Origin of the sequence: Bradyrhizobium sp. NC92 (assembly GCF_025200865.1) — a bacterium.
In the GTDB taxonomy this organism is placed as follows: Bacteria; Pseudomonadota; Alphaproteobacteria; order Rhizobiales; family Xanthobacteraceae; genus Bradyrhizobium.
The window spans coordinates 2,118,519-2,145,196 of sequence record NZ_CP104171.1 but is presented as its reverse complement, the minus strand read 5'-3'; the positions used below and the strand labels follow the sequence as shown (position 1 = coordinate 2,145,196).

Sequence of the window (26,678 nt, the reverse complement as noted above, 5' to 3'; positions counted from 1 at the left end):
GCGCAACTACGCTCGCAATGACGCGTGGAGAGAGTTCGGCTCACGCCGCCTGCGGCGTGCGGATCTCGCGCGGCAGGATCAGCGCGGCGGCGATGGCGAGCAGGCAGAGGGCGGCGAAGGCGTGCAGCATGGTGACGAAGCCGCCCTGTTCGTAGAGCCAGGCGACCAGACCGACGGAGGCGCCGGCCGCGGTGAAGCCGACGAAATAGCGCACGGCATAGGCGCGCGAGCGCCACTCTTCCGTGGTGTATTTGCCGACCATGGCGTCGTTCACCGTGACCTGCCCGAACGCGCCCATGACGATGCCGATCGAGACGACGATCAACGGCAGGTTGGACAGGCTCGCGGCCAGATACAGGAATGGCGCCAGCATGAAGGACAGCGGCAGCGCCACCGTCTTCAGCGAATAGCGGTCGAGCAGCCGGCCGATCGTGTACTGCGTCATCGCGCCGAACACGTAGACGCCGGCGGCGATGACCCCGAGCAGCGCCGGGCTCCTGGTCAGGTCGGCAAGGCGCTCGGCGAACAGTTTTGGCAGCGCGACGGTCACGGCGTTGAAGGTCGTGGAGATCGCGATCACCACGATCAGCAGCGCCAGGATCACGCGCCACATGTCCCGTTTGGCCACCCGCGCCTGCGCTGCGGCCTGCTTCGAGCCCTTGCGGTCCTCGTGCACGACGCCCAGCGCGAAGGCGATGCCGATCAGGACCGTGACCACGCCGGGAACGATGAAGGCGAAGCGCCAGCCGAGATATTGGCCGATCACGCCGGTGACCAGGGCCGACGAGGCCACGCCGAGATTGCCCCAGACGCCGTTGATGCCCATTTCGCGGCCGAGGCGGTCGGCATAGGACACGATCATGGCCGTGCCGACGGGGTGATAGATCGAGGCAAAGATGCCGATCGCGAGCAGCGCCGCGCCGAGCTGGACCTGCGTTTGCACGAAGCCGACCGCGATCATGGAGAGGCCGATGCCGACGAAGAAGATCAGCATCATGTGGCGGCGGCTCCAGCGATCGCCGAGCCAGCCGGTGAGCAGCGAGCCGGCGCCGAAGGCGACGAAGCCCGGCGTCGCGTAAGGCAACAGTTCCGAATAGGCCATGCCGAGCGCCGGGCCCATGATGATGACAGCGGCGGCGAAGATCAGCATCGAATAATGGTCGATGAAATGGCCGGCATTGACGAAACCGATGACCCGGCTGGGGCTGTTCATTCCCGAATCCTCTCCTGCTCCGAAATGAGTTATATGTCCTCGCCATGACGGGATGCTGCCAATGACTGTCTTGGAAACGCCAATCCTGAGGGAGGTCCGGAGCAACCACCGCTCGCCCGCGGGCGTGCATCTGGTCGCTCGCGACTATCCCAAGGGGATGCGGATCGATCTGCACATGCACCGCGAGGCGCAGCTGATCTATGCGGCAAAGGGCACGATGCAGGTGACGACACCAGGGGGACGCTGGCTGGTGCCGCCGGACCGCGCGGTCTGGGTGCCGGCCGGGCTCCAGCACGCCATCGACCTGCTCGCCGACATCGAAATGCGCACGCTCTATTTCGACCTGCCCTGGCTGGAACGCGAGCAGCGCTATGACGGCCTGTCCCGGGAATTCGTGGTGCGGGTATCGCCGCTGCTCAATCAGGCGATCCTCGCCCTGTTCGACGGGCGCAGCACCGAGGAGCGCACCGAGCTGCTGGTGCGCCTGGTGATGCTGGAACTGCAGCAGGCCGAGGATTCCGCGACCTTCGTGCCGCTGCCCCGAGAGCCACGCTGCCGCCGCGCCGCGATGATCGTGCTCGACGATCCCACCGGCCTCCACGACATCGACACGCTGGCGCGCGAGGTCGGAACCTCCGGGCGTACGCTGTCGCGGCTGTTTTCGAGCGAGACGCAGCTGAGCTTCAAGAGCTGGTGCCAGCGCGCGAGGATTGCAGCGGCGATCGAGCGGATATCAACGGATGCGAGCGTGTCGGTGAAGCAGCTCGCGACCCAGCTCGGCTATGCCAGCGTGCCGGCGTTCTCGGCCGCGTTCCGCCAGGTGACGGGACGGACGCCGACGGAGTTTGCGGGGAAGGGGTAGCCCCAATCTCGTCATTGCGAGGAGCCCTTGCGACGAAGCAATCCAGACTCTCTCGGCGGAGGGATTCTGGATTGCTTCGCTGCGCTCGCAATGACGGAGAATGTGGCTGCCGCCTCGTTCCCAAATGCTACCGCATGCTTCGTCCCCTCCGTCCGACATGCCGCCATTCTCCAAACGCACGGCCCAACTAAAGATGCCGCATTCGCCTGCTTGATTGTGATCGGCTTGCACCCAAATCCCGTGTAAGCTCCCGCATCACACCGACCCGATACGAAAGCCCAGATGGCCAACGCCTTCTTCTCCGACCTGCTTGCCACCATCTCCGAGCGCGGCCGCACGCTGCTTCGCCGGGGGGACGCCTCGAATACCAAACGGGATGCCGATGGACTGCTCGAGCTTTGCGGCGCGCTGCTGTCCGGCCGCGGCGAAGCATCCGGCACCGCCATGGCGCGCGAGGTGCTCGATCTCTATCAGGAGCTGGATGCGGAGGGACGCCGCACCTTCTTCGAAGGACTGGTACGTTTTTTCGGACCCGACCGGGAACGATTGTCCAAGGCCATCGAGCAATGGCGCGCCAAGCCGAGCGACGAGGATGCCAGCGCCCTGCACTTCGCCTCCGAGCCGCGGCGGCAGGAGCTGATCCGCCGCCTGAACCGTGCGCCCGGCGGTACCGGCGATCTCGTCAACATGCGCGCCGATCTGCTCGGCATGATGAACGGGCACACCGATCTCGCCGCGCTCGACCGCGACGTCTCGCATCTTCTCTCTTCGTGGTTCAACAGGGGGTTTCTCGTGCTGCGCAGGATCGACTGGTCGACCCCGGCCAACATCCTCGAAAAGATCATCCGCTATGAAGCCGTGCACGAGATCTCGGACTGGGACGATTTGCGCCGCCGCATCGATCCGGTCGACCGGCGCTGCTACGCCTTCTTCCATCCTGCGATGGTGGACGAGCCGCTGATCTTCGTCGAGGTGGCGCTGACCGAGACCATCCCCGGCGCGATCCAGCCCCTGCTCGCGGTCGACCGCCAGCATCTGCCGATCGAGCGCGCGCGCACCGCCGTGTTCTATTCGATCTCCAACACCCAGCGCGGCCTGGGCGGTATCTCCTTCGGCAGCTTCCTGATCAAGCAGGTGGTGGAAGAGCTGCGCCGCGAGCTACCGAAGCTCGACACCTTCGTCACGCTGTCGCCGGTGCCCGGCTTCATGGCCTGGGTGAAGCAGGACAAGGATCTGCCGCTGTCGGACGAGGACCGCGAGGTGCTCAAGCGCCTCGACGATCCCAGATGGTTCGAAAGCCCGGAGACGGCGGCGCTGCTCCGCGCCGTGCTGGAGCCGCTCGCGGCGCACTATTTCCTCAAGGCGCGCACGCCGAAGGGCAAGCTGATCGATTCCGTCGCCCGCTTCCATCTCGGCAACGGCGCGCGGCTGGAGCGCATCAACTGGCTGGGCGACCTCTCGCCCAAGGGCCTGCGCGAGTCCGCCGGCATCATGGTCAACTACCTCTACCGCCTCGACGACATCGAGAAGAACCACGAGGCCTATGCCAACGACGGCGAGGTGGTGGCGTCCAGTGCGGTGAAGAAGCTGCTGAAGGGTGAAGGGCGAAGGCTGCTGGACATGCGGCTGTCGTAAGGGGCGGACGCTTACCACATCGTCATTGCGAGGAGCCCTTGCGACGAAGCAATCCAGAATCTTCCTGCGGAGGGACTCTGGATTGCTTCCGCCTTCGCCAAGGCTTCGGCGGACAAGTCGCTGCGCTCGCAATGACGGAGTGTGTGGCGCGGACGTCGCGCTCCAACGACACCCCTACTCCGCCAGCGCCTTCATCTCCTTGTAGAGATCCGACTTGCCTTCGAAGCCGATGCCGGCAAGCTCGGGCATGGTGATGTGGCCGTTCTCGACGCGGACGCCGTCGGGGAAGCCGCCATAGGGCTGGAACAGGTCGGGGTAGCTTTCGTTGCCGCCCAAGCCGAGGCCGGCGGCGATGTTGAGCGACATCTGGTGGCCGCCGTGCGGGATGCAGCGGCTGGGGGACCAGCCATGGGTCTTCAGCACCTCCAGCGTGCGCTGGTATTCGCACAGGCCGTAGGACAGCGCGCAATCGAATTGCAGCCAGTCGCGGTCGGGGCGCATGCCGCCGTAGCGGATCAGGTTGCGGGCGTCCTGGTGGCTGAACAGGTTCTCGCCGGTCGCCATCGGGCCTGGATAGAACTCGGCGAGCGCGGCCTGCAGCGCGTAGTCGAGGGGATCGCCGGCCTCCTCGTACCAGAACAAGGGATAGTCGCGGAGCATCTTGGCGTAGGCGATGGCGGTTTCCAGGTTGAAGCGGCCGTTGGCGTCGACGGCGAGCTGCGCGTCCTTGCCGATCTCCTTCAGCACCGCCTCGATGCGGGTGCGGTCTTCGTCGATATCAGCGCCGCCGATCTTCATCTTCACGACGTTGTAGCCGCGGTCGAGATAGCCGCGCATCTCAGCCCGGAGCATCGAGAGATCCTTGCCGGGATAATAATAGCCACCGGCTGCGTAGACGAAGACGCGCGGATTGGCTTCGACGCCGTGGCGTTCGGCGAGCAGACGGAACAGCGGCTTGCCCGCGATCTTCGCCACCGCATCCCACACCGCCATGTCGATGGTGCCGACCGCGACCGAGCGCTCGCCGTGACCGCCCGGCTTCTCGTTGGTCATCATTGCGGCCCAGACCTTGTCGGGATCGAGATTGTCGCCGGCGGCGTTGAGCAGCGATTTCGGATCGGCCTCCGTGATGCGCGCGGCAAAGCGCTCGCGGATCAGGCCGCCCTGCCCGTAGCGGCCGTTGGAGTTGAAGCCATAGCCGACGACGCGCTTGCCGTCGCGGACGACGTCGGTGACGACGGCAACGAGGCTGGTCGTCATCTTGGTGAAGTCGATATAGGCGTTGCGGATCGGCGATGAGATCGGCTTGGTGATCTCGCGGATGTCGACGATGCGGACGGACATGGGGTTGGGCCTTTGGTTGTTTTTGTCATTGCGAGCGAAGCGAAGCAATCCGGAGACGTATCCGCGGAGACAGTCTGGATTGCTTCGTCGCAAGGGCTCCTCGCAATGACGAGGAGAGAGTGTGCGTTCCCCGCAATAGCGCACCGGGGACTCTCGAGATTCCGGGTTCGCGCTATCGCACGCCCCGGAATGACAGTGGCTTATTTCTTATCCCTGAAATACGGCTCTACCGGACCGTGCACCTTGATGGTCAGCGGATTGCCGTGGCGGTCCTTGGCGTTGCCTGCGGTGACGCGGACCCAGCCTTCGCTGATGCAGTACTCCTCGACATTGGTCTTCTCGATGCCCTTGAATCGGATGCCGACATCGCGCGCCAGAATGTCCGCGTTGTAATAAGGGCTGTTCGGGTCGACCGACAGGCGGTCCGGAAATTCGTCGCTCATGATTGTCTCGCTCACAACAGTGTTTCGATCTGGTTGCGCAAACCTTCGGGCCGGGCGGTCGGCGCGTAGCGCGAGACCACGCGGCCCTCACGGTTCACCAGGAATTTGGTGAAATTCCATTTGATGGCGGCGCCGAGAAGCCCGGATTGCTGACGTTTCAGGTACTCGTACAAGGGATGCGCCTTCGGCCCGTTGACGTCGATCTTCTCGAACAGGGGAAAGGTGACGTCGTAATGGGTCGAACAGAATTCCTGGATCTCGCTCGCCTGCCCCGGCTCCTGCGCGCCGAATTGGTTGCAGGGAAAGCCGAGCACCGAGAAGCCGCGCGGCGAGAGATCGCGATGCAGCTCCTCCAGGCCGCGATATTGCGGCGTGAAGCCGCATTTGCTCGCAGTGTTGACGATCAAGAGCACCTGCCCCTCGAAACGTCGCATCGGGACCTCCTCGCCGGCCAGCGAGTTGGCCTTGAAGTCGTAGATGGCGGTCATCTCTAGCCCACGGGATCGATCGGCGACGGCGGCACGCCGCCGGCCTCGATCGCTTCGCCCGCGAGCAGGCACAAATCCTCGCGATAACGCCCCGTCACGACGTGCACGCCGACCGGCGCCTTGCCGACGAGACCTGTGGAGACCACGAGGCCCGGCAGGCCCATGAAGGGGATCGCGATCTGCGGCAGCTGCGCTTCCCAGACGCGCTTGAAGGAGCCCTCATCCTTGCGGTCGAGATGATCCGGGAACGGCAATTCGCCGGAGACCGGCGTCAGCAGCACGGCGTATTTTTCGAAGAACAGCATCCACTCGCGGGTCAGCGTGGCGCGCCGGGTCAGCGCCTTGGCGTAATTGGCCTGGTCCATCGGCGTGACCCTGGCGCGGTTGCCGCGCAGACAGGCCAGCGCGCCGGGATCGCCCTCGCGCTCGGCCATTCCCAGCTGCGCCTCATAGCCGTCGCCGAGCCAGAGCTTGATCTGCCACTCGACCGCCTCGCGCATCGGAGGGGTGTCCTCGATCACATCGACGGTCCAGCCGGCGCGCTCCAGCCGCTTGCCGGCATCGCTCACCGCCGCCTTTACCTCCGGCGCGGTGGCAAGACCGCCCGGATTGAGGCAGAGCGCGGCGCGCTTGTCCCGAGTGGGGCCTTGCAGCGGCACCGGCGCGAACCAGGGATCGCGGATGTCGCGGGCCGCCATCGCCTCGAGCGAAATCCTAAGATCATTGACCGTGCGCGCCAGCGGGCCCGACACCGCCATGATCTGCGGCCCGATCGGTCGCTCCGGCAGCGCCGGGTTGAAGGCGGGAATGCGGCCGAGCGTCGGGCGCAATCCGTGCACGCCGCAGGCATAGGCGGGATAGCGGATCGAGCCGGCGATGTCGGTGCCGTGGGCGATGTGGCCGATACCGGCAGCGACCGCCGAGCCGGCGCCGCCGGAGGAGCCGCCCGGCGTTAGCGAAGCGTCACGGGGGTTCTTGGTGTCGCCATGGACCAGATTGGTGGTGAACCAGCGGTAGGAGAAGGCCGGGCAATTGGTGCGGCCGAGCAGGATGGCGCCGGCTTTGCGGAAATTCGCGACGACCGGATTGTCCTCGCGCGCGATCAGGTCGCGCTGCAGCTTGAGGCCATTGGTGGTGGCAAAGCCTTCCTGGTCGACATTGGCCTTGATGGTGACGGGCACGCCGGCGAGAACGCCGGGGTCCTCGCCCCTGGCAATTGCGGCATCGACGGCATCGGCCTGCTTGAGCACGTCCTCTGGCCGGTGGTCGATCACCGCGTTGAGCTGGGGATTGACGGCATCGAGCCGTGCGAGACCGGCCTTGGCGGCCTCCCTGGCGGAGACTTTCCGGGATTTGACGAGGGTGGCGAGGTCGGCGGCCGACAGGCGCCAGAGATCTTGCATGGCTTGCTCCGTATGACCGGCGTCTTTTAGCGCCGGGAACGGGGCAAAGCCATGCGGATTTCGCGGGGGTACCTCAGTCATTGCGAGCGCAGCGACTTGTCCGCCGAAGCCTTGGCGAAGGCGGAAGCAATCCAGACTGCCGCCGTGGAGGCAGTCTGGATTGCTTCGTCGCAAGGGCTCCTCGCAATGACGTTGAGGGGGCGCGGGCTTCTCTCGCCGCGTCGCGTCCGGCTAATGCCGTGTCGCGGACTGGTCCGGCATGTCGAGCAGCGCCTCGGTGAAGGGAAACTCCAGCACGATCTCGCCGTCGGCGTCGGTGACCTCGATGACCGCCTCCAGCAGCGCAGGCTGGGTTCCTTCCGACTTCACGACCTCGAGGATCATCTGGCGCGCGACCTCCCAGGCGCGATCGGGGTTGCGCAGGTCCTCGCCGTCAGGATCCACGATCAGTTCGTCGCCGATGCGGGTGTTGAAGAAATATCTGGGCATGCCTGATCCAATGGGGTCGTCTGTCGCCGATGAGAAGCCGGTCCATACTCACAACTGGTTTATCCCGACAGGGATCACGACCTATCGGCAATTTTGCGTATCTGATCCGCTCATCTTTGCGGCCGCAATACGCCATCTTTGCAGTGCAACATTCCTCAGCCTACTACCTAGGTCGGGAAAATTTCACTGGCGAAGTTTTCCGCCCGCACTAATTTATCTGCGGGCGGATGCGTCCGAATTTGCGAAAAATGGAGAGCCAAATGGCCTGGAAAGCCCCGAAGATCGTCGAAGTGCCCTGCGGCATGGAAATCAACATGTATGTGAGCGCCACCCGCAAGTAAGCGGCTGGCAAGATCGCGTTCTGCGCAGGTGGTTCTTGGTCACGATACGTTTCCGGCAGACAGAAACCTTGTCCGAAACGGTCTCGGCCTGAGATCCACCTCGCGAATTCGCCTCCAGGAGACGGATCATGCTTCGCGTCGTCGTCCTGGGCGCCGGGGCCGGCGGCGGAGTTCCGCAGTGGAATTGCGGTTGCGAAGGCTGCCGCGCGGCTCGTGCGAATGGACATGAGCTCTTTCGAACCCAGGCCTCGGTCGCCTTCAGCGGCGACGGCGAGCACTGGTTCCTGATCAACGCCTCGCCCGATCTTCGCCAGCAATTGATTGCCACGCCGCAGCTGCATCCCAAGGCGGGCGCGCTGCGCCACACGCCGGTTGCGGGCGTGATTTTGACCAACAGCGAAGTCGATGCCGTGGCAGGCCTGCTGTCGATGCGCGAGGGCTCGCCGTTTACGGTGTATGCGCACGAGAAGGTGCTGGCGATCCTTGCCAGCAACAGCATCTTCAACGTGCTGAACGAGAAGAACGTGCGGCGCCAGCCGATCGCGATCCGCGAGCCGTTCGAGCCGCGGCTGCCGGACGGCACCCGCTCAGGGCTCGAGGTGCTGCCCTTTGCCGTGCCGGGCAAGTCGGCCTGGTATCTCGAAGGCAAGGTGCATCCGGGCGGGGTGAGCGGCGACGGCGACACACTGGGCCTGAAGGTCACCGACAAGGCCACCGGCAAGTTCTTCTACTTCATCGCGGCCTGCGCCGAGGTGACCGACGCGCTCAAGGCCGAGATCGACGGCGCTGCACTGGTGTTCTTCGACGGCACGGTCTGGCAGGACGACGAAATGATCAAAGCCGGGCTAGGCTACAAGACCGGCAAGAGCATGGGCCATGTCTCGATGTCCGGCGAGGACGGCGCCATTGCGCGGCTGGCCGACCTCAATATCGACAGGAAGCTGTTTCTGCATATCAACAACTCGAATCCGGCGCTGCTGCCCGGCTCTCCCGAGCGCAAGATCACTGAGGAGGCGGGCTGGCAGATACCCGCGGATGGAACGGAGATCGTGTTGTGAACGCCGCATCACTAACTGGAATGACCGCGCTCTCGATCGGCAAGGATTTGAGGCTCAACTCGGCCGAGGAGCTGGAGGCGACGCTGCGCCACATCGGCGCCACGCGCTATCACAGCCTGCATCCGTTCCATAAGCTGCTGCATGGCGGCAAGCTGAACAAGGGCCAGGTGCAGGCCTGGGCGCTCAACCGCTACTATTACCAGAGCACGATCCCGATCAAGGACGCGGTGGTGATTTCGCGGTTCCGCGACCGCGCCACGCGCCTGGAATGGCGCCATCGCATCGAGGATCATGACGGCGATGTCGGCAGTGAAGGCGGCATCGAGCGCTGGATCAAGCTGACCGAAGGGCTCGGGCTCGACACCGCATACGTCGAATCCACCGAAGGCATCTTGCCGGCGACGCGCTTTGCGGTGGAGGCCTATGTCCACTTCTGCCGCGAAAAAAGCCCGCTGGAGGCGATCGCCTCCTCGCTGACCGAGCTGTTCGCGCCGAACCTGCATGAAGAGCGCATCGCCGGCATGCTGGAGCACTATGATTTCGTCAACCCCGACATCATGAGCTACTTCAAGCGCCGCCTGACCCAGGCGCCGCGCGATGCCAATTTCGCGCTAGACTATGTCAAGAGGCACGCCACGACGCCGGAGCAGCGCGCGCAGGTCTGCAACGCGCTGATCTTCAAGACCAACGTGCTATGGGTGCAGCTGGATGCGCTCCAGCATGCCTATGTCGAGGGCCACATTCCGCCGGGCGCGTTCGTGCCCAAAGCGAGTTAAGAGGAACAGCAATGGCCGGGCCGCGGAACATCAGCGTCAGCGAGGCAAGCCGCCCCGTGCTGCCGCGGCATGCCAAGCTCAGATATGACGAGACGCGGAAGGTCTGGGTGATCCTGGCGCCGGAGCGGGTGCTGGCGCCGGACGAGATCGCGGTCGAGGTCTTGCAGCTCTGCAACGGCGAGCGCAATGTCGGCGACGTCGCCAATCAATTGGCCGCGAAATACGCCGCGCCGCGCGAAGCGATCCTCGCCGACGTCATCGTCATGCTGCAGGATCTCGCCGACAAGGGCTTTCTCACCGAGATCAGGGAGAAGACGTCATGAGCGACGTGACCATCCCGCCCAGCGACAGCCTCGCGGTGCTGGAGAAGCAGCGCTCGACGGCGGAGACGTTCGGCATTCCGCTCGCGGTGCTGCTCGAGATCACCCATCGCTGCCCGCTGCAATGCCCCTATTGCTCCAACCCGGTCGAGCTCGACCGCTCCGGCAAGGAGCTGACCACCGACGAGTGGAAGAAGGTGCTGAGCGAGCTCGCCGAGATCGGCGTGCTCCAGGTGCATTTCTCCGGCGGCGAGCCGACGGCGCGGAAGGATCTGGTCGAGCTGGTCAAGCATGCCAGCGACGCCGGGCTCTATACCAACCTGATCACATCGGCCGTGCTGCTGACGCGCGAGAAGCTCAGCGATCTCGCAGATGCCGGGCTCTGCCATGTGCAGATCTCCTTCCAGGGCATCGAGGAAGGCCTTGCCGATCGTGTCGCCGGCTACAAGAACGCTCACCGCAAGAAGCTCGAGGTCGCGAAATGGACGCGCGAGCTCGACCTGCCGCTCACCGTGAACGCGGTGATGCACCGGCAGAACCTGCACCAGCTGCCGGACATCATCCAGATGGCGCTTGATCTCGATGCCGACCGGCTCGAGGTCGCCAATGTGCAATATTACGGCTGGGCTCTGAAGAACCGCGCCGCCTTGATGCCGACGGTCGCGCAGTTAGATGAGTGCACCCGCCTTGTCGAAGAGGCGCGCGAGCGGCTGAAGGGCCGGCTGACGATCGACTATGTCGTGCCGGATTATTACGCGCTGCGGCCGAAGAAGTGCATGGGCGGCTGGGGCCGGCAGTTCTTCAACATCTCGCCCGCCGGCAAGGTGCTGCCCTGCCATGCCGCCGAGAGCATCACCGGGCTCGATTTCGAATCGGTGCGCTCCAACCATTCGATCGCCTGGATCTGGCAGAACTCGGACGCCTTCAACCGCTATCGCGGCACCGGCTGGATGAAGGAGCCGTGCAGGACTTGCGAATTCCGCGAGATCGATTTCGGCGGCTGCCGCTGCCAGGCCTTCGCGCTGACAGGGGATGCCGCCAACACCGATCCGGCCTGCGCGCTGTCGCCGCTGCACGAGACCATCTTCAAGCAGGCGGAAGCCGAGGCCGAGGGCGAAACTAACCGCTTCCTCTACCGCAACTTCGCCGGCGGCACCCTGGAATCCGAGAATGACGCCTGACGCGGACGCAGGCACAGCGGCCAAACGCACCGATCCCTTTGCGCCCTTGACCTCCGACATGCTCGACGTCGGCGACGGCCATGAGCTCTATGTCGAGAGCGTCGGGCGCGCCGACGGAATCCCCGCGGTCTATCTGCATGGCGGGCCCGGCAGCGGCTGCCAGCCGGACCATCGCCGCCTGTTCGATCCCGACCGTTTCTGCGCCGTGCTGTTCGACCAGCGCGGCTGCGGCCGCAGCCGGCCAAAGGGATCGCGCGAGTACAACACCATTGCGCATCAGATCGCGGACATGGAGACGATCCGCGAAAAATTCGGCTTCGAGCGGTGGATATTGGTCGGCGGCTCCTGGGGCGCGACGCTGGCGCTGGCTTATGCAGAGGCGCATCCCGAGCGCGTCTCGGGCATCGCGCTGCGCGCGACGTTTCTCGGCACGCGGGCCGAGGTCGAGACCGCCTTCACCTCGCGCCTGTCGCAATTCCATCCGGCGCTGTACGAGGATTTCCTCAGCGTGCTGCCGCCCGAGGAGCGCGACCGGCCGGTGGATGCCTATTGGCGCCGCATCCTCGATGCCGATTCTGCCGTGCATGGCCCGGCGGCGAAGGCCTGGCACGACACCGAGCGCACCTTGTCCGAGCACAAGCCCGCAAGGACGCGGCTCGACCTCGCCGCGCTGAACGTCTGGCGCACATTGCCGGCGACGCCGTTCATGGAAGCGCATTATTTCGTCAACGACAGCTTCATGACAGAGAACCAGCTGCTGCAGAATGCGGGAAGACTCGCCGGCATTCCCGGCATCATCGTGCAGGGTCGCTATGACCTGCTGTGTCCTCCCGCGACATCCCAGGCCCTTGCGAAAGTCTGGCCCGGTTCCGAGCTTCGCATCGTGGAAGAAGCCGGCCATTCGCTCTATGATGGCGGCGTGAGGGATGCGGTCATGAAGTCGATCGCGGACCTTGCGTCGAAGATCGGGCGATGAGAGGACAAGAAGAATGCCGCTCGCCGGAAAGGGCATGCTGCTGACGTCGATGAACATCGACGCTTCGGATGAAGCCGATTTCAACCGCTGGTACGATCGCGAGCATCTGGAAGAGCGCGTCGCGATCGATGGATTCCTCGAAGCGCGGCGCTATGTCGCGCATGCCGCCAATCCCAAATATCTGTGCCTGTATTCGACCGAGGCTCTCGACGTGCTCGACGGCCCCGCTTACAAGGCGCGCCTCGCGAGCCCGACCGACTGGTCGCGGCAGACCATGGCGCGCTTCCAGGACATGCTGCGCGTCGTCGCGCGCATCACCATCAGCGAGGGCACCGGGCGCGGCACTGCGCTCGGCGTGGTGCGGCTGCGGCCGACGCCTGATAATGCCGCGCCCTGGCGTGATGCACTGCAAGAGAAGCTCGTGCCGGACAAATGCGACGGCATCATCTCGATGCATCTGCTCGAAACCGAGCCGGAATTGTCGGGCGCAACGGCGGGAATTCCGGCGGTGCGCAACGAGGGCGCGCGCGACTGGTTCGTCCTGATCGACGGCACGCATGTCAATGCGGTCTCCGCCGTCATCGCCGAGCGCTTCACCGGCCCGGCTGCGGCGCCCTTCCCGCTCCCCATCTCCGTCGGCACCTACTGCCTGATGTGGGACCTCGCGAAGAGCGACATCGCACAGAGCTGACGTAGGAAATTGCTGCGCTGCCGCCAACGCCGTCATTGCGAGCGCAGCGGAGCAATCCAGAATCTTCCCGCAGAGGCAGTCTGGATTGCTTCGCCGCAAGTGCTCCTCGCAATGACGGGGATGGAGCAGAGTGCGATGCTGCACCGCACGCACATCCGCGCGCGGTCATTAATGCCGTGCACGCGCAGCTCCCATGAAAGCGGGGAAGCGGGCAAATTTGCCGTTGTACTTCGGAACGGTTCTAATAAGCTAACCCAATGACGTCATTCAGAAACCAGATCGAAGCGCGTTAAGCGCTCGCCAAGCTCAACAAAAAAGGCCGCGGGGTCTTTGAGCCTGCGCGGACAGGGTAGGAATGAAACCGACCGATATCGCGGCCCCCGACTACTTTCACAAAGTGGTCGATTGCCAATGGGCCTGTCCTGCGCACACCCCGGTTCCCGAATACATCCGACTGATCGCCCAAGGCCGCTACAGCGACGCCTACATGATCAATTGGAAATCGAACGTGTTTCCCGGAATCCTGGGACGCACCTGCGACCGTCCATGCGAGCCGGCCTGCCGGCGCGGCCGCGTCGAGGAAACCCCCGTCGCGATCTGCCGCCTCAAGCGCGTTGCAGCGGATTTCAAGGACGACATCAAGCAGCGTCTGCCGAAGCCCGGCCCGAAGAACGGCAAGCGCATTGCGCTGGTCGGCGGCGGTCCCGCTTCGCTGACGGTGGCGCGCGATCTTGCGCCGCTCGGCTATCACTGCACCGTGTTCGATGCCGACCCGGAAGCCGGCGGCATGATGCGCACGCAGATCCCGAAATTTCGCCTGCCCAATTCGGTGATCGACGAGGAGACCGGCTACATCCTGAACCTCGGCGTCGAGTTCAGGGGCGGTCACCGCATCGACAGCATGAAGGCGCTGCTCGCGGAGAAATACGACGCGATCTTCGTCGGCTCCGGCGCGCCGCGCGGCCGCGAGCTCGACATTCCCGGCCGGAAGGAAGCAGCTAGCAACATCCATATCGGCATCGAATGGCTGGCCAACGTGTCGTTCGGCCATGTCGACAAGATCGGCAAGCGCGTCATCGTGCTCGGCGGCGGCAACACCGCGATGGACTGCTGCCGCACCGCACGCCGGCTCGGCGGCGAGAAGGTCACGGTGGTCGTGCGTTCCGGCTTCGAGGAGATGAAGGCCTCGCCCTGGGAGAAGGAAGACGCGATCCACGAGGATATCCCGATCCTCAACTACATGGTCCCGGTGTCATTCAAGCATGTCGCCGGCAAGCTGATCGGCGTCACCTTCCAGCACGTCAAAGCCGAATACGACGCCAAGGGCCGCCGCAATCTGGTGCCGTCGGGCGATCCCGATCAGACCATTCCCTGCGATGACGTGCTGGTCGCGGTGGGTCAGGAGAATGCATTCCCCTGGATCGAGCAGGATTGCGGCATCGAGTTCGACAAATGGCACATGCCGAAGGTCGATCCGAAGACCTTCGCCTCGACCAATCCGAAAGTATTCTTCGGCGGCGATGCCGCGTTCGGCCCGAAGAACATCATCTGGGCGGTCGCGCACGGCCATGACGCCGCGCTGTCGATCCACAAGATGCTGTCGGGCGAGGACATCACCGAGCGCCCGCTGCCGGAGGTGCAAATCTCCTCGCAGAAGATGGGCATCCACGAATGGAGCTATGACAACGACATCTCCAACGACAAGCGCTACAAGGTGCCGCATCGCGACAAAGTCGTTGCGCTGAAGGACATCCGCGCCGAGGTCGAGCTCGGCTATGACGTCAAGCTCGCGCTGGGCGAGGCGCATCGCTGCCTGAACTGCGACGTGCAGACCGTGTTCTCGACCTCGCTCTGCATCGAGTGCGACGCCTGCGCCGACATCTGCCCGATGGACTGCATCACCTTCACTGACAATGGCGAAGAGAGCGACCTGCGCCAGCGCCTGAAGGCGCCCTCGCCGCGCCCGGACCAGGACCTCTACGTGTCCAGCGATCTCAAGACCGGGCGCGTAATGGTGAAGGACGAGGATGTCTGCCTGCATTGCGGGCTGTGTGCCGAGCGTTGTCCCACCGGAGCCTGGGACATGCAGAAATATTTCATCGATATGATCCACGCAGGTTCGACATGTCCGACAAAAAGCCGCTCAGCAGCGTAAACGACTTCGTCGTCCGCTTCGCCAACGTCAACGGCTCGGGCTCGGCCAGCGCCAACGAGATGTTCGCGCGTGCGATCCTGCGCCATGGCGTGCCGGTGTCCCCGCGCAACATCTTCCCCTCCAACATCCAGGGCCTGCCGACCTGGTACGAGGTGCGCGTGACGGAAGAAGGCCATCTCGGCGCCCGCGGCGGCGTCGACCTGATGGTGGCGATGAACCCGCAGACCTGGGACAAGGACGTCGCCGGTATCGAGCCCGGCGGCTATTTGTTCTACGATTCCACCAAGCCGATGCCGTCGACCAAATTCCGCGACGACATCACCGTGATCGGCGTGCCGCTGACCGCCATCACCAACTCGACCTATACCGATCCGCGCCAGCGCCAGCTGTTCAAGAACATCATCTATTTGGGCGCGCTCAGTGCACTGCTCGACATGGACCCCAAGCTGATCGAGCAGCTGATCGGCGAGCAGTACAAGGGCAAGGAGAAGCTCTTGTCCTCCAACGTCCACGCGCTGCATCTCGGCCGCGACTGGGCGCTGCAGAACCTGAAATGCCCGATCGGGCTCAGGGTAAAGAAATCAGACAAGGTCGGCGACCGCATCTTCATCGAAGGCAACAGCGCCGCCGCGCTCGGCGCGGTCTATGGCGGCGCCACCGTGTGTGCGTGGTATCCGATCACGCCGTCATCCTCGGTGGCGGAGGCCTTCACCGCCCATTGCAAGAAGTACCGGCACGATCCTGAAACCGGCAAGGCGAAATACGCGATCGTGCAGGGCGAGGACGAGCTGGCCTCGATCGGCATCGTCATCGGCGCCTCCTGGAACGGCGCCCGCGCCTTCACCGCGACCTCGGGGCCCGGCATCTCGCTGATGACGGAGTTCATCGGCCTCTCGTACTTTGCCGAGATTCCGGCCGTGATCATGAACATCCAGCGCGCCGGCCCCTCCACGGGCATGCCGACCCGCACCCAGCAATGCGACATCATCGCCTGCGCCTATGCCTCGCATGGCGACACCAAGCATGTGCTGCTGTTCCCGGAGGACCCGGCCGAGGCCTTCGAGTTCGCGGCTGCCGCCTTCGATCTCGCCGAGCGTCTGCAGACCACGATCTTCCTGATGCTCGACCTCGACATCGGCATGAACCACCGGCTCTGCCGTCCGCTGAAGTGGGACGATGCGCGGCAATACGACCGCGGCAAGGTGATGACGGCGGAGATGCTGGAGGAAGGCCGCGACTTCGGTCGCTATCTCGACGTCGACGGCGACGGCATTCCCTACCGTACCTATCCCGGCACGCATCCGACCAAGGGCTCCTACTTCACCCGCGGCACATCGCGCGACCGCTATGCGCGCTATTCCGAGGAAGGCACGGTCTACGCCGACAACATGCAGCGCCTGGTGCGCAAGTTCGAAACCGCGCAGGACCTCGTCCCGCGGCCGCTGCAGGCCAATGCGGAACGGCCGACCAAGTATGGCGTGATCTATTTCGGCTCGACCTCGCCGGCGATGGACGAGGCAATAGGGCTTCTGGAGGCGCGCGGACATCAGCTCGACCGGATGCGCATCCGCGCCTTCCCATTCCATTCGAGTGTGGCCAGCTTCCTCGCCGAGCACGATTTCGTCTATGTCGTCGAGCAGAACCGCGACAGCCAGCTGCGCCAGCTCATCGTCAACGAGAACGGCATCGATCCCGTCCGTCTGGTGCCGATCGTGCATTATGACGGCACGCCGATCACCGCCCGCTTCATCGCCAAAGCCATTGGCGACCACCAGGACCACCTCAAGGTGACCCCGCTCCGCAAGGCCGTGTCATGATGGTAAATCGCATCCACATCGTCATTGCGAGCGCAGCGAAGCAATCCAGACTGCCTCCGTGGAAAGACTCTGGATTGCTTCGTCGCAAGGGCTCCTCGCAATGACGATGTGGATACAGCGGGGGACTATTCGATCGTTCTCTTCGCGAGAAGATACCGCGAGGAGAGGGAGCAGAGAGAAACGTTCATGACCTACATCGCAAAACCGAAATTCCATCATCCGGGCCTGAAGAAGAACGCGCTCGGCTACACGCATCGCGATTACGAGGGCAAGATCTCGACGCTGTGCGCCGGCTGCGGTCACGATTCGATCACGGCTTCGATCATCGAAGCGTGCTACGAGCTGTCGATCGAGCCGCATCGGGTGGCAAAGATCTCCGGCATCGGCTGCTCGTCGAAGACGCCGGACTATTTCCTCGGCAATTCGCACGGCTTCAACTCCGTGCACGGCCGCATGCCATCCGTGCTCACCGGCGCCAACCTCGCCAACCGCGATCTGATCTATCTCGGCGTCTCCGGCGACGGCGATTCCGCCTCGATCGGCTTCGGCCAGTTCGCGCATTCGATCCGGCGCGGCGTCAACATGACCTACATCGTCGAGAACAACGGCGTTTACGGCCTGACCAAGGGCCAGTTCTCGGCGACCGCCGACCGCGGCTCGAAGAGCAAGAAGGGCGTCACCAACACCGACAACGCCATCGACCTCGTCGCGATCGCGCTGCAGTTAGGCGCCACCTTCGTGGCGCGCTCGTTCTCGGGCGACAAGAGCCAGCTGGTGCCGCTGATCGCCGCCGCGATCGGCCACAAGGGCGCATCCTTCATCGACGTCATCAGCCCCTGCATCGCCTTCAACAACCATGCCGGCTCGACCAAGAGCTTCGATTATGTCCGCGAGCACAACGACGCCGTGAACCGGCTCGACGTGCTGGTCGGCCGCGACCCGATCGCGGTGGACTACGCGCCTGGCACGGTGCAGGTGGTCGAGCAGCACGACGGCAGCAAGATCGCGCTGCGCAAGATCGACGCCGACTACGATCCGCATGACCGTCTCGGCGCCCAGACCTTCCTCGCGCGGCACGCCGCCAAGGGCCAGATCGTCACCGGTCTTCTGTACGTCGATCCCGATGCCGACGACCTGCACGAGCATCTCAATACGGTCGAGACCCCGCTCAACGCGCTGGAGGCGGACACGCTCTGCCCGGGTTCGGCGGTGCTGGACAAGATCAACGCCAGCCTGCGGTGATCAACGGCGCCGGACTGAAACGGGCTGCCTGACTCGTATGGTGATCTTGTCAGACACGACGGGCGGATCGAAGGGGTAGTGCTTCGCATCGCCCAGCACCAGTTGCAGCGTGTGCGTGCCGGGCGGAAGCTCGAGAAACGTTTCGGTTTGCCCTGCCCCGAAATGCAGATGGGACTTGTCCTGCGGGATCGGTTCCTTGGTGTCGATGGGCTCGTTGACGTCGACCAGCAGATGATGATGACCGGCGTTCTGGTAGTCATCGCCGGCATGCGTCACGCCCATGTTGCGCAGACCGAACCGGACCCAGAACCCACCTCGGATCTTCTGCCCGTCCTGCGGGGTGATGAAATAGAGCTTTGCGTCTTTGGGAGCGGTTTTGCCCTGAGAGTAAGCAGGGCTTGGCAGCAAAACACCTGACAGCAAAACACTTGCCACCAAAACACCTGGCGGCAATGCGAGCGCCGCCGCCAGCGCGGCGCAGCGAATGATTTTCATCAAACCTCCTCCAGCCTCAAGGAGTGAGCGCGACACGGAATCCATGCGTGGGGTAACGGACGTTGGTATCATAGCCATCGCGGTTGGATGGCCGCACGTATCTCGAATCGTTCTTCCAGGAGCCCGAGCGCAGGACGTGCGATGAGCAGTCGCCGCCGGTCCATGCCGAACCGTCGACCGGTGCACCCTGATAATTCTTGTGCCAGCAATCCTCGACCCACTGGTCGACGCCGCCGCCCATGTCGTGGAGCCCGAAGGGATTGGGCTTGAAGCTGCCAACCTTCGCCGGCTGCTCGGCTGCGAGGTCGCCGCAATCCTTGCATCCGGCCATGCCAGGCTGGAGCTTGTCGCCCCACCAATACTTTGTCTGCGTACCGCCGCGCGCCGCGTATTCCCATTCGGCCTCGCTCGGAAGTCGGTACGGCTTCTTCGTCGCCTTGGAGAGATACGCCACATATTGCTGCGCGTCAGTCCAGCTCACATTGCTGACCGGCGCGTCGTCCTTGCCGGTCGCGGTGAAAGCACAAGCCTTCGCGGCCGCGCATTCGTTCCACTCCCGCACCGTGACCGGATATTTTCCGATCGAGAACGGTTTGATCGTGACCTGGTGGACGGGACGCTCGGTCGGATCGTCGTTGCTTCCCATGGCGAAGCTGCCGCCGCGAATGGCGATCATCTCGGGTTCCCGGACCGGCGTCACCGATGGACTGGATGCCGGAGACGGTGAAGGCGATGCTGCGGGCGATGGCACCGTTGTGGGCACCGGAGAAGCCGCGGGTGCGGCTTGTGGCGCCGGTGCTGCCGGACTCGGTAACGACGGAACGGATTGCGGCGTCGGCGAAGCCAACGGCGCCGCGATCGGGGGAGCGGCAGCCTGTTGCCCCACCTGGCTGCGGTGCTGCACCAGCACGTACCAAAGCACGTAGCCGGCAATCACCAGCAATGCCGTGATCAGAAGAATGAGCAGGACGTTCTCGCGCCGGCTTCGTGTCTTGCCGACGGCATCTGCATCCGGCAGCACGCGATAGACGCGCACGGGATCGGTGATGTTCTTGACCTTGCGGTCGCCGAGCGACTCATAACCGCACACGATCTTGTGCTTGATCTGCTCGTAGATCGCCCCGGATATGTAGACCTGCCCCGGCTCTGCGATGCCCTCGATACGCGTGGCGATGTTGACGCCGTCACCATAAATGTCGTCCGGCTCCACAATGACGTCACCGAGATTGACGCCAATCCGATATTCGAGCCTGGAATGCTTGGGAATCGAGGCGTTGCGACCGACGAGATTTTGCTGGATGACGATGCTGCATCGAACGGCCTCGACGGGACTGTCGAAAATGGCGATGAAGCCGTCGCCGGTCGTCTTCACCAGACTTCCATGGTGTTCGACAATGCTGGGTTGGATGATGTCGCGCTCGATCCGCTTGACGCGGGCATGCGTGCCTTCCTCGTCGGCCTGCATCAACCGGCTGTAGGAGGCGATGTCACCGACGATGATCGCGGCGAGACGACGAGGCAGTCCGCTGTGCGGCGGCGGCTCATCGGGATTTCCGGGTCTGAAGTTGCGAATTTCACCCATGCGGGGACTCCACAAACTTACAAGGCAGCCCCAGCCTACGACTGCCAAAGGCGGTCGTCTGTGAAGGCTACCACATTGACGAAACGAGACAATGTCGCAGCAAGCACCGGCGTCGGGTTCCGAGGAATCAAGTCGTCGCACCCGTTGAACCTTCTCGATTGGAGTGGTGACTAAGGCCCGCCGTGGCCGCTGCCCGACATCGAGCGACGTGCGGCGGTTGAACGCGCTCCACTGCGCCTGCGACCAATGACAGACCGGCCCGCGGATGGCGGGCCAATGCCCATCAGGCGTTCGGTGCGATCATGAAGCTTGCCCTTGTCCTTCCGCTCGCCCTGGCTGCATTCATCGGCACTGCCCGGGCCGAGGACGGCGACGATATTCGCGAGGCCAGCAAGGCCGAGGCAGAGACGTTCAATACGCGCATGTATGCCGGCGCCCCCGGCAACAAGGCCTATGCCTGCTTCGTCCGCCGCTACGATGCCGACCATCTGGCGCGGCACCCGAAGCAGAAGGTCGCTTCGATGAAGCTGCTGGTCTCGGCGGAAGTCGACAAGGAGGACAAGGAGCTCCACAACTCCTTCCGCCTCGGCTTCAGGTACCGTCATCGCAGCGGCGATTTCGATTCCAGCGGCTCGTGCAACCACGCCGTGTTCACCAAGAGCGGCAACGAGGTGCGGCTCGGCTGCGGCGTCGATTGCGAGGGCGGCGGCATCGGCGTTGCGCTCTCCAAGGACGACAAGTCGGCGATCGTCCGGCTCGAACGGGTGCGCGTCTGGCAGAACAACAAGCCCGACGACGATGCCGAGCATTCGCTGACGGCCGGCGCCGACGACAAGATCTTCCGCCTCGACCGCACCGACAACAGCGAATGCGCTTCGCTGGTGACCGATCGCAAGGAACTCGCGGCGCTACGCCACAAGTGATATGCCTTCGGCAAATTTGGCCTCGTCGAAGGAAATCGCCATGAACCGCCGGAACATCTTGTGGAGCGCCATCTCGGCACTGGGTGCAGCGCTCGGCGCCTCCAGCGCGATAGCCGCAACGGAGGCGGGCATCGGCGCCAAGCTGAAGGTGGTCTACCACCTCAGCGATGCCGAGAAGGTCAATTTCGTGCTCGGCAACATCCAGAACCACATCGACGGCGTCGGCGGCCCCGAGCATGTGACGATCGCGCTGGTGATCCACGGCCCGGCGCTGAAGGCGTTTCACTCGGCGCAGGCCAATCCCGATGTCAGCAAGCGCGTCGGCGATTTCTCCAAGGACGGCGTCGAGCTCGCCGCCTGCGGCAACACGATGAAAGCGCAGAACGTCACGCTCAACGAGCTGCTGCCGGGTTTCGTCAACGCCGAGAAGGGCGGCGTGGTCCGGCTGGCCGAGCTGCAATCGCAGGGGTATTTGTATCTCCGGCCGTAGGCCGGGCACGGCGCCGCCACTCCCCGTCATTGCGAGCGCAGCGACTTGTCCGCCGAAGCCTTAGCGAAGGCGGAAGCAATCCAGAGTTTCTCCGCGGAGGCAGACTGGATTGCTTCGTCGCAAGGGCACCTCGCAATGACGTGGAGAGGGCTGCGCCAGCCGTCGCTGTATCCTCCCGTCGCACTTGACTAACCTATAACTCTACGGTTATGCATAAACCCATAACTTCCTAGTTATGGATCCCGCATGCCCTCCACCCCCGACCTCCTGTTCAGGACGCTCGCCGACCCGACCCGGCGGGCGATCTTCGAACGGCTGTGCCGCGAGGGGGAGCAGACGGTCGGGGCGCTGACGGCGCGATCCGGCGTGTCCCAGCCGGCGGTGTCGAAACATCTCGGCGCGTTGAAGCAGGCGGGCCTGGTGCGCGACCGCCATGAAGGACGGCAGACCCATTACAGCGCGCAGCCCGGTGCGCTCAATCCGCTGATCGACTGGACCGGCCAGATGGCCGGGTTCTGGCAGAAAAGGCTCGACGCTCTCGACGATCTCCTGAAGAGGATGGACCAATGAACGAACCCGCCGAGACGCGCTCCGTCGTCATCGAGCGCGAATTTGCTTATCCCGCCGAGCGGCTCTGGCGCGCGCTGACGCAGCCGCATCTGATCGAGGAATGGCTGATGAAGAACGACTTCAAGCCGGTCGTCGGCCATCGCTTCAACCTGCGCGGCGAGTGGGGCGGCGTGCTGGATTGCGAGGTGCTCACCATCGAGCCGCAGAAGACGCTGGCCTACACCTGGAATTTCTCGCATGAGGACGCCGCCTTCGATCTGAAAAGCATCGTCACCTTCACGCTGACGCCGACCAGCGCGGGTACGCATCTGCGCGTCGAGCAGGCGGGCTTCCGCCCGACGCAGAAGCAGGCGTTCGGCGGCGCGCATGCCGGCTGGAAGCAGTTCCTGGCCAAGCTGGACGATTTGCTGGCCCGGGCGAGCTAGCTCCGCCGGCGTCCATTTCGATCAATCCAACAGGAGGTCCCCAATGAGCACGCAGATGTGGATTCGGCAAATTCACCGCTGGCTGTCGATGGCTTTCACGCTCGCCGTCATCGCCAACATCGTGGCGATGACGATGCAGGTCCAGGCCGTGTGGATCGGCTTCCTGGCACTGGTGCCGCTGATTCCGCTGCTCGCGACCGGGCTGTATCTGTTCGCGCTGCCTTATCGCGGCCGCAGCAACGCGTGAACGAGGCCATGATGAAGAAGCCCGTGGCGGCGAAGACGAGCAGCGCGAAGGAAGCAGGCAACGCTTCGCCATCGAAGCTGATCGACGGCCGGATCAAGGAGCTCGGCGACTGGCGCGGCGCGATGCTCGCGCGAATCCGCGGCCTGATCAGGGAAGCCGATCCTGACGTCGTCGAGGCGTGGAAATGGCGCGGCGTCCCCGTCTGGGAGCACGATGGCATCATCTGCACCGGCGAGACTTACAAGGAGGTGGTGAAGCTGACCTTCGCCAAGGGCGCGGCGCTGGCCGATCCCGCAGGTCTCTTCAATTCCAGCCTCGACGGCAATGTGCGCCGCGCGATCGACATCCGCGAGGGCGACAAGGTCAACGAGAAGGCGTTGCAGGCGCTGATCCGCGCGGCGGTGGAGCTGAATGCGAGCAAGGCGAAGAAGCCGGGAAAGCGATTAGCCTAGGCGCGATGCCCAACGTCTTCTCTTGAGCCGCCGCGGGCTCCACCTCTCCCGCTTGCGGGAGAGGTCGGCGCGTTCCGGGCGATGCGAAGCATCGTCCGCGCGCCGGGAGAGGGCTCTCTCCTCTGGGGAGCCCCACTGCGGAGACACCCTCTCCCAGCCCTCCCCCGCAAGCGAGGGAGGGAGCGCACCGTCTTCGGCGCGCGAACTTCACTTCAAAAGAGGAGACAGCCTCACGCCACCGCGGCGGGGATCGGGCGCGGGCTGACGACGTATTCGCGCAAGACCTTGTCGTTGGCGTCGACCTCGATCAGCGCGACGTCGTAGGTCCAGAGGTCGGCCAGGTGCTGCAGCACGCGCTTGGCGTCGGTCTCGTTGAGCTGCGAGCCCTTGATGACGTGGTGATGCAGGATCAGGCGGCGGTCGCCGGAGAGATCGACGTCGACCACCTCGATATTGGCGTCGATGAAGCCGACATCGTGCTGCCGTGCCAGCTCGCGGCGGACGCGGCGGAAGCCGCGCTCGTCGTGGATGGCATCGACGCGGATACCGGCACGCTCCTCGGGATCATCGTGCAGGTGGAACATGCGGAAGTGCCGCATCAATTTGGGGCTCAGGAACTGGCCGATGAAGCTTTCGTCGCGGTAATTGGCCCAGACGTCGCGCAACACGCCCATGACGTCGTTCTTGCCGGCGATGTCGGGGAACCACTCGCGGTCCTCGTCTTCCGGATTGGTGACGATGCGCTCGATGTCCTGCATCACCGCAAAGCCGAGCGCGTAAGGGTTGAAGCCGGAGAAGCGCGGGTCGTCGAACTCGGGCTGGAACACCACGTTGGTGTGCGACCCCAGGAATTCCAGGAAGTTGCCGTCGCTGATGCGACCCTGCTCGTGCAGCTTGGTCATGATGCGATAGTGGACGTAGGTCGCCGTCCCCTCGTTCATGACCTTGGTCTGGCTCTGCGGATAGAAATATTGCGCGATGTGGCGGACGATGCGGAGCAGCTCGCGCTGCCAGGGCGCCAGCCGCGGCGCGCTCTTCTCCAGGAAATAGAGCAAATTCTCCTGCGGCAGGCCGAGCAGCTTGCGGCGGCGCTCGATGCTGAGCGTGGACCGGCTCTTGGCGGCGCCCTTCGGCACCGTGCGCCAGAGATCGTTGAAGACCTCCTCCTCGTGCTGGCGGCGGCGCCCTGCCCGCTTCTCCTCGGCGCGCAGGTCGAGCTTCTTCTTGCCGGGATAACGGTCGATGCCGTGCGACATCAGCGCGTGCGCGGCATCGAGCGTGCGCTCGACCTCGATGCGGCCGTAGCGATCCTCGCACTGCATGACGTAGTTCTTGGCGAAGTCGAGATAGTCCAGGATGCCGTCGGCATCGGTCCACTGCTTGAACAGATAATTGTTCTTGAAGAAATGGTTGTGGCCGAAGGCGGCGTGCGCGATCACCAGTGTCTGCATCGTCGCCGTGTTCTCCTCCATCAGATAGGAGATGCAGGGCGAGGAGTTGATGACGATCTCATAGGCGAGCCCCATCAGGCCCTTGCGGTAGGAGGCCTCATGGAAGGCGAAGTGCTTGCCGAACGACCAGTGCTTGTAGAACAAGGGCATGCCGACCGACGAATAGGCGTCCAGCATCTGCTCGGCGGTGATCACCTCGATCTGGTTCGGATAGACGTCGAGGCCGAGATCCTTCAACGCCACCTCCTCGCAGGCATCGGTGATGCGCTGCAAGGTGTGGAAATCCCAATCGGCGCCTTCGAACAAACGTTCCGTCATGGAGCGGCCTTCTCCTGGGCAGTGTCGCGGCGCTGGAACAGATCGTGGAATACCGGAAAGATCTCGCTGCGCTCCGAGACCTTGCGCATCGAGAGCGGCGCGCCGCTGTTGCGCAGGCGCTCATAGAGGCTCCAGAGCGAGGAGTCGGAGAGATCGAAGGCGCTGCCGCCGGCCTCGCCGACCTCGAGATAGGCGAAGAACTGGCAGACCGGCAGGATCTTCTCGGTTAGCAGGAGCCCCGTGAGCTCGCCGTCGGAATAGGAATTGTCGCCGTCGGAAGCCTGCGCGGCGTAGATGTTCCAGTCCGATGGATTGAAGCGCTCGCGCACGATCTCGTGCATCGCCTGCAGCGCGCTGGAGACCAGCGTGCCGCCCGAGGCCGGACCGTAGAAGAAGGTCTGCTCGTCGACCTCCTCGGCACGGTCGGTGTGGCGGATGAAGACGATCTCGACGTGCTTGTAGCGCCGCTTCAGGAACACGTAGAGCAGCATGTAGAAGCGTTTCGCCAGATCCTTCATGTGCTCGGACATCGAGCCGGAGACGTCCATCAAGCAGAACATCACCGCCTGCGCGACGGGCTTGGGCACCGTCTCGAAGCGCCGGTAGCGGATGTCGAGCGGATCGATGAAGGGGATGCGCTTCGACTTTGCCTTCAGCGCATCGAGCTGGGCCACGAGAGCCGCACGCTCGTCCTCGTCCGTGCAGGCCGCGATCGCGGCTTCCAGCTCTTCGATCTCGTCCTTGCGCGGGCGCTTCAGCGCGATGCGGCGGGCGAGCGCGAGCTTCACCGTCCGGCTCACCGAGATGTTGGCGGGCGAGCCGGTCATGGTGTATCCGGCGCGCTGGATGCCTTCGCTCTCGGTCTGCGCGATCTTGCGCTTGGCGAGATCCGGCAGCTCGAGGTCGTCGAGGAACAGATCGACGAACTCGTCGCGGCTCAGCACGAAGCGGAAGGCGTCCTCGCTGTCACCTTCGCCGGGACCGGAATCCTTGGCGCTGCCCTGGCCGGAGCGTTGGAGATAGTCGCCTTCGATGAACTTCTTGTTGCCGGGCAGGACCATGTCGCGCGTCCCGCCTTCACGGCGGAAACGCGGCTCGTGCATGCCGTCGAGCGGGATCGTGACCTCACCACCCTCCAGGACGTCCTTGATGTCGCGTTCCTGCGAGGTCTTCTTGACGGCGCCCTGCACCAGGGACTTGGCCCGACGCAAGAACCGCTGGCGGTTCTCAAGACTCTTGCCGCCTGGATTCAGGCGCCTGTCAATAATGTGAATGGGCACTTTACCATTCG

At 64.1% G+C, this 26,678-nt stretch carries 28 protein-coding genes; 18 read left to right on the top strand and 10 right to left on the bottom strand.

What is annotated here, in order from left to right; translation table 11 throughout:
• Positions 1 to 40: 40 nt before the first annotated feature.
• Positions 41 to 1,213, bottom strand: a complete 1,173-nt coding sequence (locus N2602_RS09995) for an MFS transporter (protein WP_260382530.1) — start codon at positions 1,211 to 1,213, stop codon at positions 41 to 43.
• Positions 1,214 to 1,274: 61 nt separating this feature from the next.
• Between N2602_RS09995 and N2602_RS09990 the strand changes: the two genes are divergently transcribed.
• Together N2602_RS09990 and N2602_RS09985 are read left to right on the top strand one after the other, a co-directional pair.
• Positions 1,275 to 2,075 carry a helix-turn-helix transcriptional regulator gene (locus N2602_RS09990; protein WP_212254523.1) on the top strand — a complete coding sequence of 267 codons (801 nt, stop codon included), beginning with the start codon at positions 1,275 to 1,277 and terminating at the stop codon, positions 2,073 to 2,075.
• Positions 2,076 to 2,357: 282 nt separating this feature from the next.
• Positions 2,358 to 3,710: a malonyl-CoA decarboxylase gene (locus N2602_RS09985; RefSeq protein WP_260382529.1), complete on the top strand. Its 1,353-nt coding sequence runs from the start codon at positions 2,358 to 2,360 to the stop codon at positions 3,708 to 3,710.
• A gap of 174 nt (positions 3,711 to 3,884) precedes the next feature.
• Here the strand turns inward: N2602_RS09985 and tarD are convergent, their stop codons facing one another.
• The 5 genes from tarD to N2602_RS09960 form a co-directional block, all read right to left on the bottom strand.
• Entirely contained in the window at positions 3,885 to 5,054 is a 1,170-nt protein-coding gene (gene tarD, locus N2602_RS09980) for a D(-)-tartrate dehydratase (protein WP_172786856.1), read from the bottom strand.
• Positions 5,055 to 5,254: 200 nt separating this feature from the next.
• Positions 5,255 to 5,497, bottom strand: coding sequence for a DUF3297 family protein (locus tag N2602_RS09975; protein ID WP_029674077.1), 243 nt, complete (start codon positions 5,495 to 5,497; stop codon positions 5,255 to 5,257).
• An 11-nt stretch (positions 5,498 to 5,508) separates the two neighbouring features.
• A complete protein-coding gene (locus tag N2602_RS09970; RefSeq protein WP_260382528.1) occupies positions 5,509 to 5,985 on the bottom strand; it encodes a glutathione peroxidase in 477 nt (158 codons plus the stop codon).
• Between the two features lie 2 nt (positions 5,986 to 5,987).
• Complete coding sequence (locus N2602_RS09965; RefSeq protein WP_260382527.1) at positions 5,988 to 7,388, bottom strand: amidase family protein; 1,401 nt, start codon at positions 7,386 to 7,388, stop codon at positions 5,988 to 5,990.
• A gap of 231 nt (positions 7,389 to 7,619) precedes the next feature.
• Positions 7,620 to 7,877: a DUF6894 family protein gene (locus tag N2602_RS09960; protein WP_036007354.1), complete on the bottom strand. Its 258-nt coding sequence runs from the start codon at positions 7,875 to 7,877 to the stop codon at positions 7,620 to 7,622.
• Positions 7,878 to 8,137: 260 nt separating this feature from the next.
• Here N2602_RS09960 and pqqA point away from each other — a divergent pair, with 260 nt between their 5' ends.
• The 10 genes from pqqA (at position 8,138) to N2602_RS09910 (ending at position 18,434) form a co-directional block, all read left to right on the top strand.
• Entirely contained in the window at positions 8,138 to 8,218 is an 81-nt protein-coding gene (pqqA, locus tag N2602_RS09955) for a pyrroloquinoline quinone precursor peptide PqqA (RefSeq protein ID WP_007595659.1), read from the top strand.
• Positions 8,219 to 8,346: 128 nt separating this feature from the next.
• Positions 8,347 to 9,276 (top strand): pyrroloquinoline quinone biosynthesis protein PqqB, encoded by a 930-nt coding sequence (pqqB, locus tag N2602_RS09950; protein ID WP_260382526.1) that lies wholly within the window; start codon positions 8,347 to 8,349, stop codon positions 9,274 to 9,276.
• Positions 9,277 to 9,296: 20 nt separating this feature from the next.
• Positions 9,297 to 10,052 (top strand): pyrroloquinoline-quinone synthase PqqC, encoded by a 756-nt coding sequence (gene pqqC, locus N2602_RS09945; RefSeq protein WP_409241916.1) that lies wholly within the window; start codon positions 9,297 to 9,299, stop codon positions 10,050 to 10,052.
• An 11-nt stretch (positions 10,053 to 10,063) separates the two neighbouring features.
• Positions 10,064 to 10,375: a pyrroloquinoline quinone biosynthesis peptide chaperone PqqD gene (pqqD, locus tag N2602_RS09940; protein ID WP_260382524.1), complete on the top strand. Its 312-nt coding sequence runs from the start codon at positions 10,064 to 10,066 to the stop codon at positions 10,373 to 10,375.
• Positions 10,372 to 11,553, top strand: coding sequence for a pyrroloquinoline quinone biosynthesis protein PqqE (pqqE, locus tag N2602_RS09935; protein ID WP_260382523.1), 1,182 nt, complete (start codon positions 10,372 to 10,374; stop codon positions 11,551 to 11,553). Before pqqD ends, pqqE begins: the two co-directional genes overlap by 4 nt.
• Positions 11,543 to 12,529: a prolyl aminopeptidase gene (pip, locus tag N2602_RS09930; RefSeq protein ID WP_260382522.1), complete on the top strand. Its 987-nt coding sequence runs from the start codon at positions 11,543 to 11,545 to the stop codon at positions 12,527 to 12,529. The genes pqqE and pip overlap by 11 nt, the downstream gene beginning before the upstream one ends.
• Before the next feature lie 13 nt (positions 12,530 to 12,542).
• Complete coding sequence (locus N2602_RS09925; protein WP_260382521.1) at positions 12,543 to 13,220, top strand: DUF4286 family protein; 678 nt, start codon at positions 12,543 to 12,545, stop codon at positions 13,218 to 13,220.
• Positions 13,221 to 13,575: 355 nt separating this feature from the next.
• Positions 13,576 to 15,375 carry an FAD-dependent oxidoreductase gene (locus N2602_RS09920; protein WP_260382520.1) on the top strand — a complete coding sequence of 600 codons (1,800 nt, stop codon included), beginning with the start codon at positions 13,576 to 13,578 and terminating at the stop codon, positions 15,373 to 15,375.
• Entirely contained in the window at positions 15,345 to 17,192 is a 1,848-nt protein-coding gene (locus N2602_RS09915; RefSeq protein ID WP_172786867.1) for a 2-oxoacid:acceptor oxidoreductase subunit alpha, read from the top strand. The genes N2602_RS09920 and N2602_RS09915 overlap by 31 nt, the downstream gene beginning before the upstream one ends.
• A gap of 186 nt (positions 17,193 to 17,378) precedes the next feature.
• On the top strand, positions 17,379 to 18,434 hold the full coding sequence (locus N2602_RS09910) for a 2-oxoacid:ferredoxin oxidoreductase subunit beta (RefSeq protein WP_025034408.1): 1,056 nt from the start codon (positions 17,379 to 17,381) through the stop codon (positions 18,432 to 18,434).
• On the opposite strand, the gene N2602_RS09905 is transcribed toward N2602_RS09910, so the two are convergent.
• Both N2602_RS09905 and N2602_RS09900 read right to left on the bottom strand, forming a co-directional pair.
• A complete protein-coding gene (locus tag N2602_RS09905) occupies positions 18,435 to 18,929 on the bottom strand; it encodes a DUF4399 domain-containing protein (protein WP_172786868.1) in 495 nt (164 codons plus the stop codon).
• A 16-nt stretch (positions 18,930 to 18,945) separates the two neighbouring features.
• On the bottom strand, positions 18,946 to 20,511 hold the full coding sequence (locus N2602_RS09900) for an SUMF1/EgtB/PvdO family nonheme iron enzyme (protein WP_172786869.1): 1,566 nt from the start codon (positions 20,509 to 20,511) through the stop codon (positions 18,946 to 18,948).
• A gap of 302 nt (positions 20,512 to 20,813) precedes the next feature.
• On the opposite strand from N2602_RS09900, the gene N2602_RS09895 reads away from it, so the two are divergent.
• From N2602_RS09895 to N2602_RS09870, 6 genes are all read left to right on the top strand, one after another.
• Positions 20,814 to 21,434: a hypothetical protein gene (locus N2602_RS09895; protein WP_172786870.1), complete on the top strand. Its 621-nt coding sequence runs from the start codon at positions 20,814 to 20,816 to the stop codon at positions 21,432 to 21,434.
• Positions 21,435 to 21,474: 40 nt separating this feature from the next.
• Positions 21,475 to 21,924 carry a DsrE family protein gene (locus tag N2602_RS09890; RefSeq protein ID WP_260382519.1) on the top strand — a complete coding sequence of 150 codons (450 nt, stop codon included), beginning with the start codon at positions 21,475 to 21,477 and terminating at the stop codon, positions 21,922 to 21,924.
• A gap of 246 nt (positions 21,925 to 22,170) precedes the next feature.
• Positions 22,171 to 22,494: a helix-turn-helix transcriptional regulator gene (locus N2602_RS09885; RefSeq protein WP_172786872.1), complete on the top strand. Its 324-nt coding sequence runs from the start codon at positions 22,171 to 22,173 to the stop codon at positions 22,492 to 22,494.
• Positions 22,491 to 22,919, top strand: a complete 429-nt coding sequence (locus N2602_RS09880) for an SRPBCC domain-containing protein (protein WP_172786873.1) — start codon at positions 22,491 to 22,493, stop codon at positions 22,917 to 22,919. Before N2602_RS09885 ends, N2602_RS09880 begins: the two co-directional genes overlap by 4 nt.
• A 43-nt stretch (positions 22,920 to 22,962) precedes the next feature.
• Positions 22,963 to 23,166, top strand: coding sequence for a hypothetical protein (locus tag N2602_RS09875; protein WP_025034403.1), 204 nt, complete (start codon positions 22,963 to 22,965; stop codon positions 23,164 to 23,166).
• Positions 23,167 to 23,177: 11 nt separating this feature from the next.
• Complete coding sequence (locus N2602_RS09870; RefSeq protein WP_260382518.1) at positions 23,178 to 23,618, top strand: DUF1801 domain-containing protein; 441 nt, start codon at positions 23,178 to 23,180, stop codon at positions 23,616 to 23,618.
• Between the two features lie 230 nt (positions 23,619 to 23,848).
• Here the strand turns inward: N2602_RS09870 and N2602_RS09865 are convergent, their stop codons facing one another.
• Positions 23,849 to 25,387, bottom strand: a complete 1,539-nt coding sequence (locus tag N2602_RS09865; RefSeq protein WP_172786874.1) for a SpoVR family protein — start codon at positions 25,385 to 25,387, stop codon at positions 23,849 to 23,851.
• Positions 25,384 to 26,661 (bottom strand): YeaH/YhbH family protein, encoded by a 1,278-nt coding sequence (locus N2602_RS09860; protein WP_172786992.1) that lies wholly within the window; start codon positions 26,659 to 26,661, stop codon positions 25,384 to 25,386. Before N2602_RS09860 ends, N2602_RS09865 begins: the two co-directional genes overlap by 4 nt.
• Positions 26,662 to 26,678 lie beyond the last annotated feature (17 nt).

Coding starts and splice junctions, on each gene's coding strand:
- N2602_RS09995 (WP_260382530.1), bottom strand. CDS start 1,213: ATGAACAGCCCCAGCCGGGTCATCGGTTTCGTCAATGCCGGCCATTTC.
- N2602_RS09990 (WP_212254523.1), top strand. CDS start 1,275: ATGACTGTCTTGGAAACGCCAATCCTGAGGGAGGTCCGGAGCAACCAC.
- N2602_RS09985 (WP_260382529.1), top strand. CDS start 2,358: ATGGCCAACGCCTTCTTCTCCGACCTGCTTGCCACCATCTCCGAGCGC.
- tarD (WP_172786856.1), bottom strand. CDS start 5,054: ATGTCCGTCCGCATCGTCGACATCCGCGAGATCACCAAGCCGATCTCA.
- N2602_RS09975 (WP_029674077.1), bottom strand. CDS start 5,497: ATGAGCGACGAATTTCCGGACCGCCTGTCGGTCGACCCGAACAGCCCT.
- N2602_RS09970 (WP_260382528.1), bottom strand. CDS start 5,985: ATGACCGCCATCTACGACTTCAAGGCCAACTCGCTGGCCGGCGAGGAG.
- N2602_RS09965 (WP_260382527.1), bottom strand. CDS start 7,388: ATGCAAGATCTCTGGCGCCTGTCGGCCGCCGACCTCGCCACCCTCGTC.
- N2602_RS09960 (WP_036007354.1), bottom strand. CDS start 7,877: ATGCCCAGATATTTCTTCAACACCCGCATCGGCGACGAACTGATCGTG.
- pqqA (WP_007595659.1), top strand. CDS start 8,138: ATGGCCTGGAAAGCCCCGAAGATCGTCGAAGTGCCCTGCGGCATGGAA.
- pqqB (WP_260382526.1), top strand. CDS start 8,347: ATGCTTCGCGTCGTCGTCCTGGGCGCCGGGGCCGGCGGCGGAGTTCCG.
- pqqC (WP_409241916.1), top strand. CDS start 9,297: ATGACCGCGCTCTCGATCGGCAAGGATTTGAGGCTCAACTCGGCCGAG.
- pqqD (WP_260382524.1), top strand. CDS start 10,064: ATGGCCGGGCCGCGGAACATCAGCGTCAGCGAGGCAAGCCGCCCCGTG.
- pqqE (WP_260382523.1), top strand. CDS start 10,372: ATGAGCGACGTGACCATCCCGCCCAGCGACAGCCTCGCGGTGCTGGAG.
- pip (WP_260382522.1), top strand. CDS start 11,543: ATGACGCCTGACGCGGACGCAGGCACAGCGGCCAAACGCACCGATCCC.
- N2602_RS09925 (WP_260382521.1), top strand. CDS start 12,543: ATGCCGCTCGCCGGAAAGGGCATGCTGCTGACGTCGATGAACATCGAC.
- N2602_RS09920 (WP_260382520.1), top strand. CDS start 13,576: ATGAAACCGACCGATATCGCGGCCCCCGACTACTTTCACAAAGTGGTC.
- N2602_RS09915 (WP_172786867.1), top strand. CDS start 15,345: ATGTCCGACAAAAAGCCGCTCAGCAGCGTAAACGACTTCGTCGTCCGC.
- N2602_RS09910 (WP_025034408.1), top strand. CDS start 17,379: ATGACCTACATCGCAAAACCGAAATTCCATCATCCGGGCCTGAAGAAG.
- N2602_RS09905 (WP_172786868.1), bottom strand. CDS start 18,929: ATGAAAATCATTCGCTGCGCCGCGCTGGCGGCGGCGCTCGCATTGCCG.
- N2602_RS09900 (WP_172786869.1), bottom strand. CDS start 20,511: ATGGGTGAAATTCGCAACTTCAGACCCGGAAATCCCGATGAGCCGCCG.
- N2602_RS09895 (WP_172786870.1), top strand. CDS start 20,814: ATGAAGCTTGCCCTTGTCCTTCCGCTCGCCCTGGCTGCATTCATCGGC.
- N2602_RS09890 (WP_260382519.1), top strand. CDS start 21,475: ATGAACCGCCGGAACATCTTGTGGAGCGCCATCTCGGCACTGGGTGCA.
- N2602_RS09885 (WP_172786872.1), top strand. CDS start 22,171: ATGCCCTCCACCCCCGACCTCCTGTTCAGGACGCTCGCCGACCCGACC.
- N2602_RS09880 (WP_172786873.1), top strand. CDS start 22,491: ATGAACGAACCCGCCGAGACGCGCTCCGTCGTCATCGAGCGCGAATTT.
- N2602_RS09875 (WP_025034403.1), top strand. CDS start 22,963: ATGAGCACGCAGATGTGGATTCGGCAAATTCACCGCTGGCTGTCGATG.
- N2602_RS09870 (WP_260382518.1), top strand. CDS start 23,178: ATGAAGAAGCCCGTGGCGGCGAAGACGAGCAGCGCGAAGGAAGCAGGC.
- N2602_RS09865 (WP_172786874.1), bottom strand. CDS start 25,387: ATGACGGAACGTTTGTTCGAAGGCGCCGATTGGGATTTCCACACCTTG.